Annotated in this window: 14 protein-coding genes; 12 read left to right on the top strand and 2 right to left on the bottom strand. The window is 58.9% G+C overall.

Features of this window, described 5'->3' with window-relative positions:
* Positions 1-46 precede the first annotated feature (46 nt).
* The 5 genes from pabC to ACWJKU_RS02970 are packed head-to-tail and all read left to right on the top strand — an operon-like array spanning position 47 to position 3,860.
* Positions 47-889: an aminodeoxychorismate lyase gene (pabC, locus tag ACWJKU_RS02950; protein ID WP_454145603.1), complete on the top strand. Its 843-nt coding sequence runs from the start codon at positions 47-49 to the stop codon at positions 887-889.
* Complete coding sequence (gene mltG, locus ACWJKU_RS02955; RefSeq protein ID WP_454145605.1) at positions 877-1,875, top strand: endolytic transglycosylase MltG; 999 nt, start codon at positions 877-879, stop codon at positions 1,873-1,875. Before pabC ends, mltG begins: the two co-directional genes overlap by 13 nt.
* Positions 1,868-2,497 (top strand): dTMP kinase, encoded by a 630-nt coding sequence (gene tmk / locus ACWJKU_RS02960; RefSeq protein ID WP_454145607.1) that lies wholly within the window; start codon positions 1,868-1,870, stop codon positions 2,495-2,497. The genes mltG and tmk overlap by 8 nt, the downstream gene beginning before the upstream one ends.
* Positions 2,494-3,507 (top strand): DNA polymerase III subunit delta', encoded by a 1,014-nt coding sequence (locus ACWJKU_RS02965; protein WP_454145609.1) that lies wholly within the window; start codon positions 2,494-2,496, stop codon positions 3,505-3,507. Before tmk ends, ACWJKU_RS02965 begins: the two co-directional genes overlap by 4 nt.
* Positions 3,504-3,860: a PilZ domain-containing protein gene (locus ACWJKU_RS02970; RefSeq protein WP_454145611.1), complete on the top strand. Its 357-nt coding sequence runs from the start codon at positions 3,504-3,506 to the stop codon at positions 3,858-3,860. Before ACWJKU_RS02965 ends, ACWJKU_RS02970 begins: the two co-directional genes overlap by 4 nt.
* Before the next feature lie 282 nt (positions 3,861-4,142).
* Here the strand turns inward: ACWJKU_RS02970 and ACWJKU_RS02975 are convergent, their stop codons facing one another.
* Positions 4,143-4,898, bottom strand: coding sequence for an OmpA family protein (locus tag ACWJKU_RS02975; RefSeq protein WP_454145613.1), 756 nt, complete (start codon positions 4,896-4,898; stop codon positions 4,143-4,145).
* Positions 4,899-4,912: 14 nt separating this feature from the next.
* Positions 4,913-5,317, bottom strand: coding sequence for a DUF4398 domain-containing protein (locus ACWJKU_RS02980; RefSeq protein ID WP_454145615.1), 405 nt, complete (start codon positions 5,315-5,317; stop codon positions 4,913-4,915).
* Between the two features lie 1,038 nt (positions 5,318-6,355).
* Between ACWJKU_RS02980 and ACWJKU_RS02985 the strand changes: the two genes are divergently transcribed.
* The 7 genes from ACWJKU_RS02985 (at position 6,356) to ACWJKU_RS03015 (ending at position 17,632) form a co-directional block, all read left to right on the top strand.
* Positions 6,356-7,573, top strand: coding sequence for an ABC transporter ATP-binding protein (locus tag ACWJKU_RS02985; protein WP_454145617.1), 1,218 nt, complete (start codon positions 6,356-6,358; stop codon positions 7,571-7,573).
* Positions 7,570-9,789, top strand: coding sequence for a GNAT family N-acetyltransferase (locus ACWJKU_RS02990; RefSeq protein WP_454145619.1), 2,220 nt, complete (start codon positions 7,570-7,572; stop codon positions 9,787-9,789). The genes ACWJKU_RS02985 and ACWJKU_RS02990 overlap by 4 nt, the downstream gene beginning before the upstream one ends.
* A 79-nt stretch (positions 9,790-9,868) precedes the next feature.
* Positions 9,869-11,143: a glycosyltransferase gene (locus ACWJKU_RS02995; protein WP_454145621.1), complete on the top strand. Its 1,275-nt coding sequence runs from the start codon at positions 9,869-9,871 to the stop codon at positions 11,141-11,143.
* Between the two features lie 28 nt (positions 11,144-11,171).
* On the top strand, positions 11,172-11,792 hold the full coding sequence (locus tag ACWJKU_RS03000) for a PIG-L deacetylase family protein (RefSeq protein ID WP_454145623.1): 621 nt from the start codon (positions 11,172-11,174) through the stop codon (positions 11,790-11,792).
* Between the two features lie 193 nt (positions 11,793-11,985).
* A complete protein-coding gene (locus tag ACWJKU_RS03005) occupies positions 11,986-14,883 on the top strand; it encodes a glycosyltransferase (RefSeq protein WP_454145625.1) in 2,898 nt (965 codons plus the stop codon).
* Between the two features lie 178 nt (positions 14,884-15,061).
* Entirely contained in the window at positions 15,062-15,874 is an 813-nt protein-coding gene (locus ACWJKU_RS03010; protein ID WP_454145627.1) for a hypothetical protein, read from the top strand.
* Positions 15,875-16,804: 930 nt separating this feature from the next.
* Positions 16,805-17,632: a HEAT repeat domain-containing protein gene (locus tag ACWJKU_RS03015; RefSeq protein WP_454145629.1), complete on the top strand. Its 828-nt coding sequence runs from the start codon at positions 16,805-16,807 to the stop codon at positions 17,630-17,632.
* The last annotated feature ends 87 nt before the right edge of the window (positions 17,633-17,719 follow it).

Here is a 17,719-nt window from a genome sequence, read left to right on the forward strand (position 1 = left end):
GTTCTTTCGGCTTGCCGATAAGGTGATGAAGTGGCGTTCGGTGTGTATGACGGCTCTCGTTAACGGCCAAGCGACGCGTTGTGTGGATTTGGCCGACCGTGGATTCCAATACGGAGACGGAACATTTACCACGATGCCTGTCCGTCGGGGCGTACCCTTGTTTTTATCTTTTCACCTGGCCCGCCTTGAACGCGATTGTCAGAAACTTCTCATTCCTTTTCCCGGCGCCGAATGTTTGAAGTCCGACGTGCGCACATTGTGCGCCGAGCAGCCGGACGGGGTGCTGAAGATACAAATCAGCCGGGGAATCGGAGGGCGCGGTTACCGATTGCCGAGCCCCATTCAGGTGACTCGGGTCCTGAGTCTGTACCCGTCGCCCGATTATCCGCCCGAGCTACGGAAAAACGGCGTCGAGGTTCGGCTTTGCGCGAGCCGATTGGGGATCAATCCCAGGCTGGCCGGCATCAAGCACATGAATCGTCTGGAGCAGATCCTCGCCCGCGCCGAGTGGACGGCCGAGGAGATTCGAGAAGGCATCATGCTGGATGCGGAAGGCTATGTCGTCGAAGGCACGATGAGCAACGTCTTTCTTGTCAAGAACGGCGCGCTGTACACGCCGAAGATCGACCGCTGCGGCGTCGCCGGCGTGATGCGGAGCATAACGATCGGGACGGCTCTGGAGCGCGGCGTCGCCGTCGCGGAGTCCCGTATCACGCTCGAGGAACTTTACGCCGCCGACGAGGTATTTTTAACGAATTGCGCGATCGAATTATGGCCCGTCAACCGGTGCGAGCATCGAACGTACGGTGTAGGGACGGTTACACAAGAGATTGACCGATGGCTCAGGATGAAGGTGGAAGGAGAGTTGGCCGCCGCGTGCAGCGGCTAACGGGCGTTGTCGTCATCGCCGTCAGTTTCCTGATGGGATGGTTATGGATGGATTATCGAGAAACGCTGGACCGTCCGTTAGGGCTGCGGAATACCGCGTATTTCGAGATTGCCAAGGGCGACAGCCTGGCGCGCATTGCGGACGAACTCCACGCGCAGGGGATCGTGACCCGCCCGATATGGTTCAGGCTTCGCGCGTACGCGGACGGTTCGGCCCGACGCTTGAAATACGGCGAGTACGAAATTCCCCCGGAGACGACGCTGCGGGGACTTTTGGCGATGTTTGTCGCCGGCAAAGTCCGCCAGTATCCGGTCACCCTTGTGGAAGGATGGACATTCGGGCAAATTTTGACGGCGCTGGAGCAATGCGCTCCGCTCAAAAAACGCGCTGCGGGCAAGACTCCCGAAGAGATCATGCAGATGATCGGGGCACCCGGCGAATATCCGGAAGGCCGTTTCTATCCGGATACTTATTTCATAACCAAGGGAACCCCGGATGTCGAGCTTCTCAAACGGGCCTACCGGAAAATGCAAGCGGTACTCAACGAAGAATGGGCCGGCCGCGCCGACGGAATTCCCTACATGACGCCTTATGAGTCTTTGATCATGGCTTCCATCGTGGAAAAAGAAACGGCCCGTGCCGATGAGCGCCCTCTCGTCGCCGGCGTATTCATCCGGCGCCTGGCCAAAGGCATGTTGCTGCAAACGGATCCGACGGTCATTTACGGCTTGGGCGACCGGTTCACGGGAGACATCCGGAAGGAAGACTTGCTGAAAGACACGCCTTACAACACTTATACCCGTTCCGGGTTGCCGCCGACGCCCATTGCCATGCCCGGCCGCGATTCGATCCGCGCGGCCCTGCATCCGGATAGCGGAGGCAGCTTGTACTTCGTCGCTCGCGGGGACGGCACGCACGTTTTTTCCAATAGTCTGGAAGAGCATCAGCGCGCGGTCGAACAATTCCAAAAACGCCGACATGACTAGATCCAGGGGACAATTTATCACTCTCGAAGGCGGGGAGGGCGTGGGCAAATCCACCAATCTCGAGTTTATCCGGGACTATTTGCAAACCCGCGGAGCCCGATGCCTCGTCACCCGCGAACCCGGCGGAACCCCCATCGGCGAGGTCATTCGTCGATTGGTGATCGATTCCCAGGGCATGACGGCCCAGACCGAGCTCTTATTAATGTTCGCCGCTCGCGCCCAGCACATCGAAGAAGTCATCGAGCCTGCTTTGGCCGAAGGCATCTGGGTCGTGTGCGACCGATTCACCGATGCCAGTTATGCGTACCAGGGCGGCGGCCGCGGCATCGACGCCGCCGTGATCCGGTTTCTCGAAGCGTGGTTGCAGAAAGGGCTCGAACCCGATCTCACCCTGCTGCTCGACGCCCCGGTCGAGACCGGCCTCAAACGGGCCCAAAAACGAGGACGGCTCGACCGCTTCGAGACCGAGCTGCCGGCTTTCATGTCCCGGGTTAGGGAAACCTATCGCGATTTGGCCAGACGATGGCCCCGACGCATCAAGCTGCTCGACGCGACCCGACCGCTCGCCGAGGTGCAGGCGGAAATCGCACGGCATTTGGACTCGTTGCGCCTATCCCGATGAGCACGGCAGCGGGCGGCATTCTCTATCCCTGGCTCGACGAGCCCTGGCAAAAGCTCGACGCTTATCTGGTCGCCCAGAGGCTGCCGCAAGCCTTGCTGATTCACGGAGCCGACGGCATAGGAAAAACCCGTCTGGCGGAAACTTTCGCCCAAAAGCTGCTGTGCAAGAATCCGGACGCCTTTGCCTGCGGCGAGTGTGCCGGATGCCGGTTATTTCTTGCCGGAACCCACCCGGATTTCTTGAAGATAGAGCCGGTGGAGCGGGGTAAACCCATTGCCGTGGACGCGGTTCGGCACCTGATCGCGAATCTTGCGCTCAAGCCGCAGTATGGCGGTTATCGCATCATCGTTTTTGGCTCGGCTCATCAACTGAATATCAGCTCTGCCAATGCCCTTCTGAAAACTCTCGAAGAACCGGGAGAAAACACGGTGATGCTACTGCTGACCGATACCCCCTCGGCGCTGCCGGCGACCATTTTCAGCCGCTGCCAGCGTTTGCCGATCCCGCTTCCGGACCATGCGGCAGCCACTCGATGGCTGGAGGCGCAAGGAGCCGGCGAAGCCGCGGACGTGTTGTTGGCAGCGGCGAGGCGCTCTCCGTTAAAGGCGTTGGCGCTCGCCGGTTCGGACGTCGCGGAGCGGCGCCGGGCGGCCTTTTCGGACTGCGTCGACGTGGTGTTTCGGCGCCAGGAGCCGATCTCTCTTGCCGAGCGGTGGTCGGCTCTGGCTTATGAGGAACGGATCGGCTGGTTGATTTCGTGGACGATGGACTTGATCCGCCTGCGCAGCTTGCCGGATTGCCCGCACCTGGACAACCCCGATTTGCGCGAGGGCTTGCAGGCGCTGGCCGGCCGACTACACTTGAGAAGCCTGTTCGAATTCCTTGATGCGCTGTTGCGGGCGAAACGGGCGTTGAACGGCCAGGCCAACCTCCAGTTGCTCCTCGAGGAGCTGTTGATCCATTGGGCCGAACTCGGACATTCGCCGCCATCGGACCGGAGACCATCATGAGCGCCAACGAAAACAAGTTACGCCAAGGCATCCTGTCTCTGACGATCCGGGACAAAAATGTCCTGTATTCCGCCTATATGCCGTTCGTCAAGAACGGCGGGCTGTTTATCCCGACCAGCCGGGCGTATCAGTTGGGCGAAGAAGTGTTCATGCTGCTGAATCTCATGGACGAGCCCGAGCGTATTCCGGTAGCCGGCAAAATCATCTGGATCACGCCCAATGGTGCGGAAGGCTATCGTGCCGCCGGCATCGGCGTGCAATTCAGCGATGAGGACGGCGGAACCACCCGTGCTCGAATCGAAAATTACCTGGCTGGCGCGCTGGAGTCGCAACGGCCGACACACACGATGTAACCCGAAAGTCCGTTGCCGGCGCGGCCGCTCAGTCGAATACGGACGCCATGAGAATCATCCCCGCCGCCATCTCCCAGTTTTCGAAGAACTCGTTCGGGTTTCCGGCAGCCGACCAGACCCGATCCGGCGCGCCAATGCCATGACGAGACCGGCATCGGCTCCCAGGGCGCATAAAAGTCCTTTTTTCGGCGCTATCAGCCGCCTTCGCCCCATCCGACCGTTAGCCGCGGACGGCGGCTATCCGGCAAAGCGGTTTCCGTTCGGCCTCATCGTCCGGCCGTATCACTGACCTCTCTCGGTAACCGGGCTGCCGGATGCCGATAAAGAAATTTCTACGCGCCGGTTTTGCAATCGCCCGGCGTTCGTATCGTTCGAAGCCACCGGATAAGCCTCGCCGACCCCGCGAGCCACGATGCGATCCGGGCTGATGCCGTTCCGAATCAAGAAGTCCTGCACGGCTTGCGCACGGCGCAAAGAGAGCTTTTCGTTGTAGGACTCCGATCCGCGGTTGTCGGTGTGTCCTTCGATGAGGACATTCTGATCCGGACGTTCTTTAAGAACATTCACCAATTGATAAAGCTGTTCCTGAGCGCCCGGTTTGAGTTCGGCTGTGTTGGATGCGAACAGCACATCGCCCAGAGTGCGTCCGGTCTGCCAGGATTTAAGCGTGCTCAGCTCCTGTTGCAGAACCAATTGCTCGCGTTCGCCGAGAAGCTTCCGGGTTTCGGCCTCGGCTTTTCGGGTTTCGGCCTCGGATCGGGCGATTTCCACCTCTCTTTGGGCGATGTAGGACAGATGGGTGGTTTCATCCTCGTCACAGGAGTTTTCCGCTTTGCGCAGCGTTTGGCCCGCTTCTGCGAGTGCGACCGGCGCGTTTTTGGCGATGTCCGTATCTTGCTGGGCCGCTGAATAAGCCGCGCGCGCGCTCTCCAAGGCCGGGTTGGGTGCGGTGGCGCAACCCGCGCACAACGCCATTACAGCTAATGACAGGCACTGAACTGCCCGTGGATAACGGCGGTCATTGTCGATCCTTAACATAGCGATGCCTCCTGTCATGGATTCATGGCGCCGGCGCTTTGGCCTTTGGTTACGGCCTCGCGGCGTAGGGCTTCGATGATTTTCTGGGTTTGCTGCGCCATCTGGCGGGCGTTTTCCGAACGGGCTTTGGCTTCCGCCGCGCGGGCGTCGACCCGGGCCTCCTTGGCCAGGCGGCGGGCGTCTTCGTATTCCTCATCGGCCAGCGCTTGCTTGGCGCGGCTGAGTTTTTCCAGGGCGCGCTGTATCTCCTCCGGAGCGTGCTCCGAGGCGTTTACCGTCATCGCCTGAGTGAGCGCCGTATCCGCTGACGCAATCGTATTGATCGGCGGATTTCCGGCGCAACCGAACAATCCCATAATCATCGAGCAGACAATGGGAAAGCCGGCGTGGTGTTTTGAGAAAAACCTGTAGATTCTCATGAGAAAACCTCCTGTAAAAAATAAACCGCGACTTCCATGCATTCCTTTATTCCATGTTGATAAACCGGGCGCTATGTATTTGCCGATCCGGTTGCCCGCTTTTCGTTTATGCGCGGTATACATCCTCCTTCATCGATTGAGCCGGGTTTCGCTCGGATTTCAAAACTTGGACCAGCCGCCGGGTGTCGAGTTTCTGCCCTTGAATCAGGCGAACGGACGATTCCGCCGATCGCTTCGTGCGGCGAGCATTTGGCCGGGCCATTCACGGCCGGTATGGGGGATGTACCGGCACTCGGCATCCCCGGTTTCTTTCGAATCGCCTTCGAGTCTCGGAACAAATAATCGGCATATCTGCCATTCAAGACATATTCGGCCGATATAGCCGATAAGTGGACTGTCGATACCTTCCGTCCGCTTGTACGGGAAAAGGTCTGCCGGAGTCGAACCGGCTTCCGGGGATATGAGCCCCGGCGCGCACCGGCGCCTTTGTTGGCTCCGCGGTCTACGTGGGGCGTTTAAAAGGATGACTTATTATGTTAGAGGGCGAGCTTGTAAATCTGTCGCAAAAAAACCGCCCGCCTCCGTGAATGTACTTATCGACCAAAAGGTAAAAAATATCTCGAGACCGGGGTAGTGCGTGGACCGGCCCTTTCAAGGCGATGCCAAAAGCATCGGGGATCCGGCAAAGTGATCGGATTGGATTTCTCCCCGACCTGAGTCTGACGCGACGGCTACGCCTTGAAATGACTGTTCCATGAAGCCGGCCGTCCCGATCGATCACGTCGCCGCCGGCTGCACGCTTTATTACCCTGTGAGATAATCGCAGCCATTTGTACGATGGTATGGTCTTGCATCTCACAAGATCCGGCTTTTCAAAAATATCCTCGAACCTCCCCTTCATCGTCGAGCAGGCGCGTGATGTGCTGGCTTGGAGCAGTCTGCCCGATCGGCGGGGCCTGGCGATTCATTCCGTAATTGCCTCGTTGGTTGCGTGGGGAGGGCTGCTCCGGCTCCAAAGTACGTGCAGGGGAACCGCCGATGTCCTCTGAGCCTGTGATCAGCGTCCGGAAATTGGGCAAGTGTTATCAGCTTTATGCGCGGCCGCACGATCGGCTGAAGCAGTTTTTATCGGGAGGCAAACGCCGGTATTATCGCGAATTCTGGGCCTTGCGCGACGTCAGCTTCGAGGTGTGGCCGGGCGAAGTGGTGGGCATCATCGGCGCAAACGGTTCGGGCAAATCCACCTTGCTGCAACTGGTGTGCGGCACGCTAACGCCGACCTGCGGAGAGGTCTCGGTGAAGGGCCGGGTGGCCGCGCTGCTGGAGCTCGGCGCCGGTTTCAATCCGGAATTCAGCGGCCGCGAGAACGTGTTTATGAGCGCCGCCATTCTGGGGCTCAGCCCGCGGGAAATCGCCGCGCGCTACGAGGAGATCGTCGAGTTTTCCGGCATCCGAGATTTTACCGACCAGCCGGTCAAGACTTATTCCAGCGGCATGTACGTGCGGCTGGCGTTTTCGATCGCGACCAGCGTGGACCCGGATATCCTGGTGATTGACGAAGCGCTGTCGGTCGGAGACGGCGCTTTTGCCCGCAAGTCGTTCGACCGGATCATGGCGTTGAAGGATCGGGGAGTGACCATATTGTTTTGCTCGCATTCGATGTACCAGATCGAGAGCATTTGCAATCGGGCCATTTGGCTCGATCGTGGTCAGTTGAAGTCGTATGGTGAGCCGGAGAGAGTGGTCATGGCGTATCAATCGACTTTAGCCGACCCGGGCTCCGGTTCCAAATATTCTCCCGATATGTCGCCGCCTTCCTCCATACGCGGGCACGCGCGATTTGCCCGCATAAAGCTCTCCTGCGACGGTCTGGAAGGCCGGCAATTGACGGCTCGATCGGGAATTTCGGAGTTGACGGTCGAAGCCGTTTTCAGCTCGGACCCCACTCTGCCGGCGCCCGCTTTGGCCGTGACTTTCGACAATGCCGAATGGCGCATGGTTGCCAGCACGATTTCTCTGGAAGCGGGCGTGATCGAGCGGGATGACCAGGGTAACGGATCGGTTTGCGTACGTTTTCCCGCCCTACCGCTGCTGAAAGGCAGTTACAGCCTGAGTTTTTATCTGACATGTGAAAAAGGGCTGCATTTTTACGATGCCGTCCCGCATCAATACCGGGTTGATGTCGAGCAGGAATCGCTGGAGCAGGGCATTTTCCAAATTCCGCGCCGATGGCAACTGGTACGGTCGAAAGCATGATTTCGGCTGTCATCGTCAATTATCGCTGCCATGAATCCACGCTCAGGGCCGTTGCCAGCGTACTGGCCGACATGGCGGAGGCCGAGGTCATCGTCGTCGATAACAGCGAATCCGCAGCCGAGATTGCCGCACTCGAGCGCGCCCTGCCAAGCGGGGTGAAACTGATTGTCAGCCCGCACAACATCGGTTTCGGACGGGCCTGCAACCTGGCTTTGCAACAAGCCCGCTCTCCTTGGATTTTCCTGCTCAACCCCGATGCGTTCGTGGTTCCCGGCTGTTTGCCGCGGCTATTGATATTTCTTCAAAATACGCCGTCCGCGGCGGCGGTGGCGCCGGTCGGCTGCTGGGATTCCGCCTGTCGCTGGCGGCTGCCGCCGGGGCAGATGCCGTCGCCTCTGGCGGAATTGATCCTGAGCCTGGCTTTGCGATGGCCATCGCTTGGCAAATATGTCGGTCATCGATTTCGACGCTGGGCCTTATCGTGCCTGAACGGCAAAACGGCCATTCGGCAGAAGATGCTGTCCGGAGGACACGTATTGTTGCGTCGCCATGCCCTGGAGGCGGCCGGCGGTTTGTTCGATCCGGCTTTTTTCATGTATTACGAAGACGCCGATCTGTGTAGGCGTTTGCGTCGGGCGGGTTTTGAACTTTACCTGCTACCCACGGCGGCGGCCGTGCATGCCTGGCGATGCGAGCCCGCCAAAGGTGCCCTGAGCCGACTGTCGCGCCGGTACTATTTTTACAAGCATTTTGCCCGAAGTCCCTGGCCGGGGTTGCGGCGCCGGCTCGAGCGCCGCCGCCCGGCGTGGCGCTTGCCGGACTGCGAGTCCCTCGGCGAGGTTGCCGATCCGGTCGAGTTTACCGTTCCTCGCGAATGGCGTGCGGGCTGGGTGCTGGAAATCAGCCCTCATCCTCTTTTCGTTCCGGCTGCCTATCGTAGTGGGGAAGGTTCGACCTGCCGGATTCCGCCGGAAGTATGGACTTTGCTCGGCAAAGGGGATTACTGGGCTCGACTGCAACCGAAAGATCGGCCTCTGTTGTCCCCGGAAAGCTCGAAGCGCTTCCACTGGAGGATTCCGGGCGACTGTCGCCCGGAACCGCTCCAGAATGATGTGCTGGATCTTTTAGTGCAAACCGCACAGCCCCTTTCGACGGGGCAAGCGGCAGCCGGACTTTCGTTGCCGGAAACGGCCGGACCGCTCGCCGATCGCTTCGGACTAAAACACGATCCGCAAAAGGATCTTTGGCTCAAGATTCGCCAGCCAAAATGGCAGCTGCGCTGGGCGCGCAAAGACATGCAGCCGGGGTGGATGGCGCTGTTCGACATCGTATTCGGCTACCGCATGCCGGTCGAGTTCTGGGCGTGGAAATACGCCGACGCGGACCCGATAGGCACGGCCGTTTTTCTCAATGATCGAATGGTGGCGTTCTACGGCGGCATACCCCGACCGGTCCACTATCTCGGCCAACCTGTCAAGGCGGTGCAAATCGGGGATGTGATGGTGCACCCTTCAGAGCGGGGCGCGCTGACAAAAAAAAGCCCTTTTCAAATGGCGGCGGCCACTTATCTCGAGCTGTGTATCGGGTACGGCCGGCCCTATTTGCTGGGCTTCGGTTTTCCGGAAGAGAAGGCCATGCATCTCGGGCAGCGACTGGGTTTGTATGAGGCCGTGGATCGAATGGTCGAAATCGCCTGGCCGGCCGCACGAGGATTGCCCGATTGGCGGGTTTACGCTCGCCCGGTAAGCGACGACGCTGCGGACGAAGTGGACCGGCTGTGGGCCGTCATGGCCGCTGCAATGCAAAACAGCATTGTGGGCGTGCGTGATTGGACCTTTATCAGCTACCGCTATTTGCGGCATCCGACCGTGCGATATACCGTGCTGCTGGTACGCAACCGCCATGATCGTGCAGCACTGGGTTTAGTGGTGCTGCGGGATCGGCAGGAACAAGGCGTCGAGCTGATAGACCTGCTTGGCCCTCCCGAACGGTTCGAATCCTTGCTGAGCGTGGCCCGGCGTTTTGCCGGGATATCGGGGCGTGAAAGGCTTTTTGGCTGGATCACCGCCAGCCATGCCCATTATTTGACCGGTTCCGACAGTCAAATCACGCCACTGAATGTGAGGGTGCCCGCCAATGTTTGGTCGCCCGGACCGACAACGGATGAGGTGCGTGACCGCTGGTGGCTGATGGGCGGCGATACGGATTTTCGATGACGGAAAGAGCCGGCCTTACCTCTCCGGGGCTTCGGATAGAACGCGGGCGGTCGCCAAAGGAAATGGCGAGGGTCCGAGCATGAAGATACTGATGGTTACGCGGGAAACGCAAGCGGACCGGCGCTATGGCCTCGGACGCAGCCTCATCCCCTTGATCGAGGAGTTTGGCCGGCGGGACTTGGTGGTGGATTATGCCTGTCAGAGCGATCTGGGGCCGAAAGCCGCGGCATGGCAACGCCGGCTTCACCGTCTGCTGTCCCGATTGGCCGCGCGCAAATCCGGCGATACCGATTTTTCCGCTCTGATCCATGTCGTGCTGGAACGCTTGAATATGGGTAGGCTTGCCGCCAAGCTCGCGGCGAGGCACGGACATACTCATGTACATTGCCACGATCCCATCATTGCCGCGGGCTTTCGCTTTTTTTCGCGGTTCCATCCGGGGCTTGATGCGCGCTGGGGCGTGACAGAGCACGGCTTCGGCTGCTACTCGGAGGCGATCCGCTACGACGGGGTTCGAATCGGCCGGCGCGCGATGCGTTGGATGCGCCGTTGGGAGGCGCGCACCCTATTGGCGGCATCCTGGGTCGTGTCTCCGTCTCGGGGGGCCCTGGAGCAACTGGCTAGCGACCTCGACATTCATCCCCCTCCGGCGACTTGGCGGCATATCTACCATGCCCGGCCGGTAATCAATCGTTATGACAGAAGCGTGGCACGAAATCTGCTTGGTTGGAAGAGCGATACGCTCTATGTGCTCGGCGTCGGGCGCATTGCACCGGTCAAACAATTTCCGCTGTTGATCGAAGCCTGCGCCCGGCTGGAAAAGCAATCCGGCGTTCAGTTGGTGATTTTGGGCGAGGGGGATCATGGCGACCTGTCGGCTATGGGGAGGCGGGCAGGCCTCGCGCGGGAGATTTTGTTCGTCGCCACGGAGGATATCGGCCTCTACCTGAGCGCCGCCGATTTATACGTGAGCGCTTCCGCCTCGGAATCTTTCGGGCTGGCCAATCTCGAAGCTCTCTCGGCAGGATTGGCCGCCGTATGCACTGCGGTCGGAGCGGTGCCGGAAGTCGTCGGCGACGGGGCCGTATTGGCTCCGTCGGAGCCGGAGGCGCTCTCTAAAGTCATGGAGCGCCTTCTGAACGATAAAGAACTGAGAAGGACCGTTGCGTCGAAGGGCCGGGCTAGGGCCGAAGCGTGGCCGGATATCATAGAAGTCACAAACCATTATGAAACGATTTATCGACGGGCGATGGCGATCGAGGATCGCCAAACTGCGGCTGTGCCCGCTGCCCAAAATACTGACGCCGCTCGAGAGCGGCAAGGTGCTGGTTTTCGCGCCTCATCCGGACGATGAGACCTTGGGATGCGGCGGAACTCTAGCATTGCTTCGAAGAAACGGTTGCGAGGTCAAGGTCGTCTTCGTCACCGACGGCGCTGGAGCCGGCACCTTGCCCGAAGGAGCGGCGGCGATACGGCGCAGGGAAGCGGCCGCCGCGTTGGCAGTGCTCGGGGTGAGCGACTTCGCGTTTCTCGATGAGCCCGACGGCGGCTTTCATAGCACTCCCCGGTTTGAACGAGACATTACGACGCTGCTGCAGGCGTTCCGCCCGGATTGGCTATTTTTGCCCTCGGTGCTCGATTACCACCGCGACCATGCGGCTATCGGTCAAGCGATCCTCGCCTGCTGGCGCCGTCGGCAGGGCTCAGGCCAGGCTTTTTTTTACGAAATATGGAGTCCCCTTCCCGCCACCTGCGTGATAGACATCAGTGATGTGGCCGATCTCAAACGATCGGCGATTTCCCGGTACGAACTGCCACTCGCTCATTGCGATTATCTGTCCGCCAGCCTGGGGTTGGCGGCCTATCGCGGACTTTATCTTCCCGGGAACGCTCCCCGCAAATATGCGGAAGCGTTCGTCGCCATCGAGAATCGCGGATATTGGCGCGGCATGGCGGAGAGAATGCTCGAATTTCGAATGCACGTCGAAAGACTGCTGAACTGATTTTGGGAATGATGAGCCGCATGCATCGTTCGGAACTGGTCGAGAATTCCTTCATATCGAACGGCTAGCGATCGACGGGATCGCCTTGCCATCGGATTCCTACCGGATGCGTTTGCCGTATACCCATTGCGCCTTCCTTCGGTGGTCGGAATAATGCCGGCCCGCTGGTTTTTTTTGAATTTTAGAAGGGCTGATGTTGACAGAAAGCCAAAATTTCCCGGACGAGCCGGTAACGAATCCGCACGATCTGCCGCTCGTGAGCGTGATTATTCGCAGCATGGACCGTCCGACGTTGAACGAAACGTTGCAGGCGGTTGCGTTACAGACCTATCCGAATATCGAGGTGGTCGTCGTCAATGCCAAGGGCGGCGAGCATCGCAAGCTCGGCGACCGCTGCGGGTGTTTTTCATTGCGTATCGTCAACGACGGCGGAAAACCGCTAAAGCGAGCCGCTGCCGCGAACGCGGGGCTGGATGCGGCGCGCGGAGAATATGCCGCGCTGCTCGACGATGACGATACCGTGGATGCCGGCCACTATGCCCATTTGGCCGATGCTGTGCGTCAGGCGGACGGCGTCCGCGACGCCGTAGCATACGCCGGCGTGCGATGCGTCGATCGAGAAGATCCGAAACGGCAGGTCTTCCGCGTATTCGCGGAGCCGTTCGAAGAGGCCAAGCTTCTGGTCGGCAATTTTATCCCTTTGCATGCGCCGCTGTTTCCCCGCCGCTGTTTCGTCGAGGGCGTGCGTTTCGATGAGTCGCTGGATCTCTATGAGGACTGGGATTATTGGTTGCAGCTTTCCCAGGTCTGTCGGTTCATCCACACCGGACGGGTAACGGCGACCTATTTCACGGGCGGCGCTTCAGGCGGATCTCCATTCACTCCCGATCCGGAAAATATACATCGGGCCGCTCTCGCCCTATTTACCAAGTGGAAAAGCCGCATCGAAGGCTCCCATCTCAAGGCGATGTCCGACTTATATCACCGCCGCTGGAGCGAGTTGGGCTCGGTGCAGTCGGAACTGGAACAGAGCAAGGCGAAACTCGGCAAGGTCCAAACCGCATTGGACGACATGACGGCAGACCTGAGAAAGACGCAGAGCGAGTTGGCTGATGCGCATCGCCGCCTCGCCGCATGTCAGGCGATAAACCAGAGCCTTCTCAATTCGATCTCTTGGCGGCTGACTCGTCCATTGCGGGAGCTTAAACGCACTTGGCTGCTGGCAGTGCGCGGAACGGATCTATTGCGGCAAGAACTCCGGCGCCGCTCGGTCATCGGAGTTCTCCGCCGGATAGGCGAAATTCTGAGCCAGGAAGGCGCCAACGGTTTTCTCTACAGGTTTGACAGAGGGCTTGCCGCCGACCCGCCGAGACTCTACTCGGAATGGATTGCCCTTTATAGCGCGCCTTTGTCTACGGCTGAAAAAATCGCCGCGATGCGATCGCTGGCTCATCGGCCGACAATCTCGGTAATCATGCCGGTCTATAACACGCCGGAAGTCTATTTGCGGCGCGCCATCGAATCGGTTTGCGCTCAATTCTATGAGTCGTGGGAGCTGTGCATCGCAGACGATGCGTCTACTGCGCCTCACGTGCGCATGATCCTTGCCGACTATGCATCGCGCGACAAACGAATCCGTGTCCGCTACCGCGAAACCAACGGCCATATTTCCGCCGCCTCCAATTCCGCGCTGGAACTGGCTACCGGAGAATATGTCGCCTTTCTCGATCACGATGACGAACTCGCGCCCGATGCGCTCTTCTGGGTGGCGGCGGAGATCAACGCACATCCGGACGCAACGCTCCTGTATTCGGACGAAGACAAGATCGACGCCGAGGGGCAGCGCCTGGATGCTTATTTCAAACCTGATTTCAATCCCGACCTGCTGCGTTCGCACAACCTGGTGACACATCTGGCGGTGTTCCGCGCCGTCGAGCTTCGACGGCTAGGCGGCCTGCGTATCGGCTTTGAAGGCGCTCAGGATTACGACATGGTGCTGCGCTTCGTCGATAGCGTCGCGCCGAGCACCATTCGCCACATTCCGCGCATCCTGTATCACTGGCGCATTATTCCCGGCAGCACGGCAATAGACATCGACCAGAAGCGTTACGCCATCGAATCCGGACGGCGGGCCATTGCCGAACATTTGGCTCGGCAAGGACTGACGGGCACGGTGCTGGACAACCCCGAGGCTCGCGGAACCTTCCGCGTCCGCTATGCCCTGCCGAAGCCCATCCCGCCGGTAACGCTGATCATCCCGACCCACAACGGTCTGTCGGTGCTGCGAACGTGCATCGATTCGATTCTCGACAAAACCGACTATCCGGCCTATGAAATCATTGTCGTAGACAACGGCTCCGATGATCCCGCCACTTTGCGCTATCTAGACCGTTTGACGCTCGATGCCCGAGTGAGGGTGCTGCGTGACGGCCGTCCGTTCAATTTCCCGGCGCTGAATAATGCCGCGGCCCGACATGCGCGTGGGGAGGTCCTCGGTTTGCTCAACAATGACCTCGAGGTTGTCGACGCCGATTGGCTGGAAGAAATGGTCAGCCATGCGATGCGGCCGGGCATCGGGGCCGTCGGCGCGCGTTTATGGTATCCCAACGATACTTTGCAACACGGCGGCGTAATATTGCTTGGGGATCTTATCGCCGGCCATGCGCACAAGGGGTTTCCCAAAGGCCACCCCGGTTACGTCGGCCGCGCTGCATTGATCCAGAATTTCAGCGCGGTCACGGCCGCCTGTCTCGTCGTACGCAAAAACGTTTACGATGAGGTGGGAGGACTCGACGAGCAGTTGGCGGTCGCCTTCAACGACGTCGATTTTTGCTTGCGTTTGGGCCGGGCAGGATACCGCAATCTATGGACGCCTTTTGCCAACCTTTACCACCACGAATCGGCTACGCGCGGTTACGAAGATACCCCTGAAAAACAGGCGCGATTCGCCCGGGAACAAGAATTCATGCGAAAGCGCTGGGGTCCTCTATTGTTTTCAGACCCTGCATTCAATCCAAATTTGAGCCTCGATAGAGAGGATTTCTATCTTGCGTTTCCACCGCGAGTGTCGGCCACTCCGTCGATGCCTTGAGTGTGTGAAATGCCGCAGTCGCTGCGGCATTTCACGTACTATCCGATGCGGAAGACCGATCCGTAAAAAGCGGCTCAAACAAAATCAAGGCAATATGGTTGTGGTATGAATGATGCTTAAATGCCTTGGCTGATGTGATAACAAACTGCTTACGATAAAAATCTTCTAAGGAGAGCTAATGTCGAATCTAGTCAATGTTAAGAAGCTGGCTGCGGGGTCGCTGGCTACCGTCGCAATCTTTTCCGCGAGTCAGAGTCTTTTCGCCCATACTAGGCTGCAAACGCCCGTCATTCTCGAGGGTACTCGAGTCTACAACAGCGTGGTGATTGGCCACGGTTGTCACAATCCGGCCACCAACAATAATAGTACGCCGGTCATTGGCACGAGCGTGGTGTTTCCGGATGCTACTGCCACGGTATCGGGTACGGATGCCGATGGAACGTCGGTCACCGATTGGCTCGAGGGTGCGGGAGAGGGTTACAGCAAGAAAGTTTATGACACCAGTCTGTTTCCGGCCGAAGGTCAGAAAACCAATGCATTGGGGAATGTGGTCGGATTTTGGGCGGGAGGCGGCAATGGCCTGCCGGGAGTCAATTATGTCGGCACCGTTCCCTTCCGGACGGACGCTATCAGAATCAAGAGTTCTTCGTGCGCCAAGAGCGTGACCTTCGTGATACCGATCGCCGATGTTTGCCAGGTGACGAACACTTCCGAGTTCTCGGACGAAACTGTCAACCTGTGGACGCCCGCGGTCGGTTCGCAATACGATGGTTCAGGATCCCACGCCTATGACTCTCCCGCCACGCTGAAGGTCGTCAGAAACACGACGGGTCTTCCGGCTACGCCGATTTCGGCGGCTGTCGCGGCCAATCCGCTTCCTGCGGAATGTGGCACCGGTATAGACGTGACCATCACGCCGACCGCCGAGCAGATCAATCGCGACCTGCCCGCGATTCAGCAGAATGGCGTTCAAGTTTGGCCTCAGCCGTAAGACGGCTGGAAATCACGGGAAAGGGAGTGCGAACGTGGCGGCACGATGACTCCCTCTCCTGGGCTACGGCGACGGAGGTCGCCGTAGAATTTTTTAGTGTGGGTCGCCACATTTTTGATTGTTGATTCGATAACTAAAGGGCGATTACGGCGACCGAGAAGGGACGGCACGGTCCCCACGGGCACAGCGGTGTAGGCGGCGAAAGGGCGAAAAGCGGCGCCTGAGCGTTTTGCGGAAAATCGCCCTGCAAGAGAGGGGTTGCCCGAAGCGCCGGCTGAAGGCGCATCGGAGTCACGGGGTAGAGCGCGGGCGGAAGTTCGCCGCGACCGGACGGGATCTTTTACCTGCCGGCTTATGCGCCCGAACTGAAACGGGAAAGCGAGGTCCCATCCATACCGGTTGCAGAAACGCCCCGAACCTGTCCGCCGATATTTACCCGAAGAGGACCGTGCGGCGGTAACGGGGGAAGATTCTGATTTGGCTGGCGGGACAATAACTATAAAAAAACAGCGAGCAAGATCGGTGGACAGTGATGCTAGAATTGACTGATTGAATTTCGCTACGCAGAGCGGTACGAGGCCATCCCGATAACTATTGTTCAGGCCAATTAATTTGGAATCATGCGAGCGTGCCTTCCCGACGGCCGGTACATCCTGCGACGGCATGGGTCGAAAATCGCTCTTTAGATTGCCTGAGCAATAACCCGCTCTATTACGTAAGCAGGTTGAAAACAACCACAGAGATCGTCGGCTTGGAAACACTTCGCGGTACTATGCGCAATCTTCTTCACATGAAAGCTCTGCATCGGCACCGATTACACCGTCTCGTCCAGAAAGCTCCGGTTCCATTTGCCTCGGCGTCAGAAGTGTTTGTCCGTCCACGAAAAACCGCAGTCTTGAGTATCTGCGGTAATTTTTTTAGGAGGTTGGCATGACTCCAGGCAGGTTTCGGATGGCCGGTTCGCTCTTGTTGTGGCCCGGGCTGTTGTTGGCGGCCGGAGGCGGCAGCAATCCGAGCGAACAAAACGTGCAGGTGATCACGACCGGCGAAGCAGGGGTTGAACTGCAACTGGAAGTAAGGCAAGCGCCATTGGCTCAGGTGTTTAATGAGCTATCGAAAAAAACAGGCGTGCGGATCAACCATTCCGTTTTGCCCGACGGATTAGTCACGGCGACCTGTGTCGGGGCAACGGTCGAGCCGGTTATCGAATGCCTGCTTGATCATAAGGCCAGCCTCGTCGCTCGATACGCGAAGTCGTCATCGAATGATCGCTCGCAGCGCCAGCCCGCGGAAGTCTGGATACTCGGGACGACATTCGGAACGAGGTCGGCAAGCCCGAGTAGTCAAGCCGACTGTTCGGCCGCATCGGAGCCGGATGAAACCGACGCGTTGGTAAAAATGGCAAAGTCGGACGATCCCGCGGAACGAGCCGAGGCTGTCGGGCGCCTGCTGGCGGGAGGACGAAAGGGCGATATGACTGTCAGAGATACGCTGAGAACTGCGCTGTCAGACGAGGACGCGAGAGTAAGAATGCAAGCCATTTCAAGTTTTGCGCGTCGCGAAGGCGCCGGGGCGGCCGCTGCCTTGCAAGAGGCGATGCATGACAGCGAAGTATCGGTACGGCTAGCGGCGGTAAACAGTGCAGGAGACGATATCGCACTGCTTCAACAAGCGCTCGAAGACAGCGATGAGTCGGTGCGTCAGTTGGCCAAAATAAAACTGGAGTCACTTTCAAAGGGAAACAGCACTCAGTGGTGACTGTCGTTGCATCCGTTTCTTTTCGGGATATTTATATAAAGGGCACCCCGAAAACCTACCCGATTCAGGCTTCGACAGGCTCGGCAC

It is taken from the genome of Methylocaldum sp. MU1018 (assembly GCF_053646775.1).

Bases quoted from the DNA above. Each gene is read 5' to 3' on its own strand.
- ACWJKU_RS02985 (WP_454145617.1), top strand. From the start codon at position 6,356: ATGTCCTCTGAGCCTGTGATCAGCGTCCGGAAATTGGGCAAGTGTTAT.
- pabC (WP_454145603.1), top strand. From the start codon at position 47: ATGACGGCTCTCGTTAACGGCCAAGCGACGCGTTGTGTGGATTTGGCC.
- ACWJKU_RS02965 (WP_454145609.1), top strand. From the start codon at position 2,494: ATGAGCACGGCAGCGGGCGGCATTCTCTATCCCTGGCTCGACGAGCCC.
- ACWJKU_RS02980 (WP_454145615.1), bottom strand. From the start codon at position 5,317: ATGAGAATCTACAGGTTTTTCTCAAAACACCACGCCGGCTTTCCCATT.
- ACWJKU_RS02990 (WP_454145619.1), top strand. From the start codon at position 7,570: ATGATTTCGGCTGTCATCGTCAATTATCGCTGCCATGAATCCACGCTC.
- ACWJKU_RS03015 (WP_454145629.1), top strand. From the start codon at position 16,805: ATGACTCCAGGCAGGTTTCGGATGGCCGGTTCGCTCTTGTTGTGGCCC.
- ACWJKU_RS02975 (WP_454145613.1), bottom strand. From the start codon at position 4,898: ATGTTAAGGATCGACAATGACCGCCGTTATCCACGGGCAGTTCAGTGC.
- ACWJKU_RS03005 (WP_454145625.1), top strand. From the start codon at position 11,986: ATGTTGACAGAAAGCCAAAATTTCCCGGACGAGCCGGTAACGAATCCG.
- ACWJKU_RS03010 (WP_454145627.1), top strand. From the start codon at position 15,062: ATGTCGAATCTAGTCAATGTTAAGAAGCTGGCTGCGGGGTCGCTGGCT.
- tmk (WP_454145607.1), top strand. From the start codon at position 1,868: ATGACTAGATCCAGGGGACAATTTATCACTCTCGAAGGCGGGGAGGGC.
- ACWJKU_RS02970 (WP_454145611.1), top strand. From the start codon at position 3,504: ATGAGCGCCAACGAAAACAAGTTACGCCAAGGCATCCTGTCTCTGACG.
- ACWJKU_RS02995 (WP_454145621.1), top strand. From the start codon at position 9,869: ATGAAGATACTGATGGTTACGCGGGAAACGCAAGCGGACCGGCGCTAT.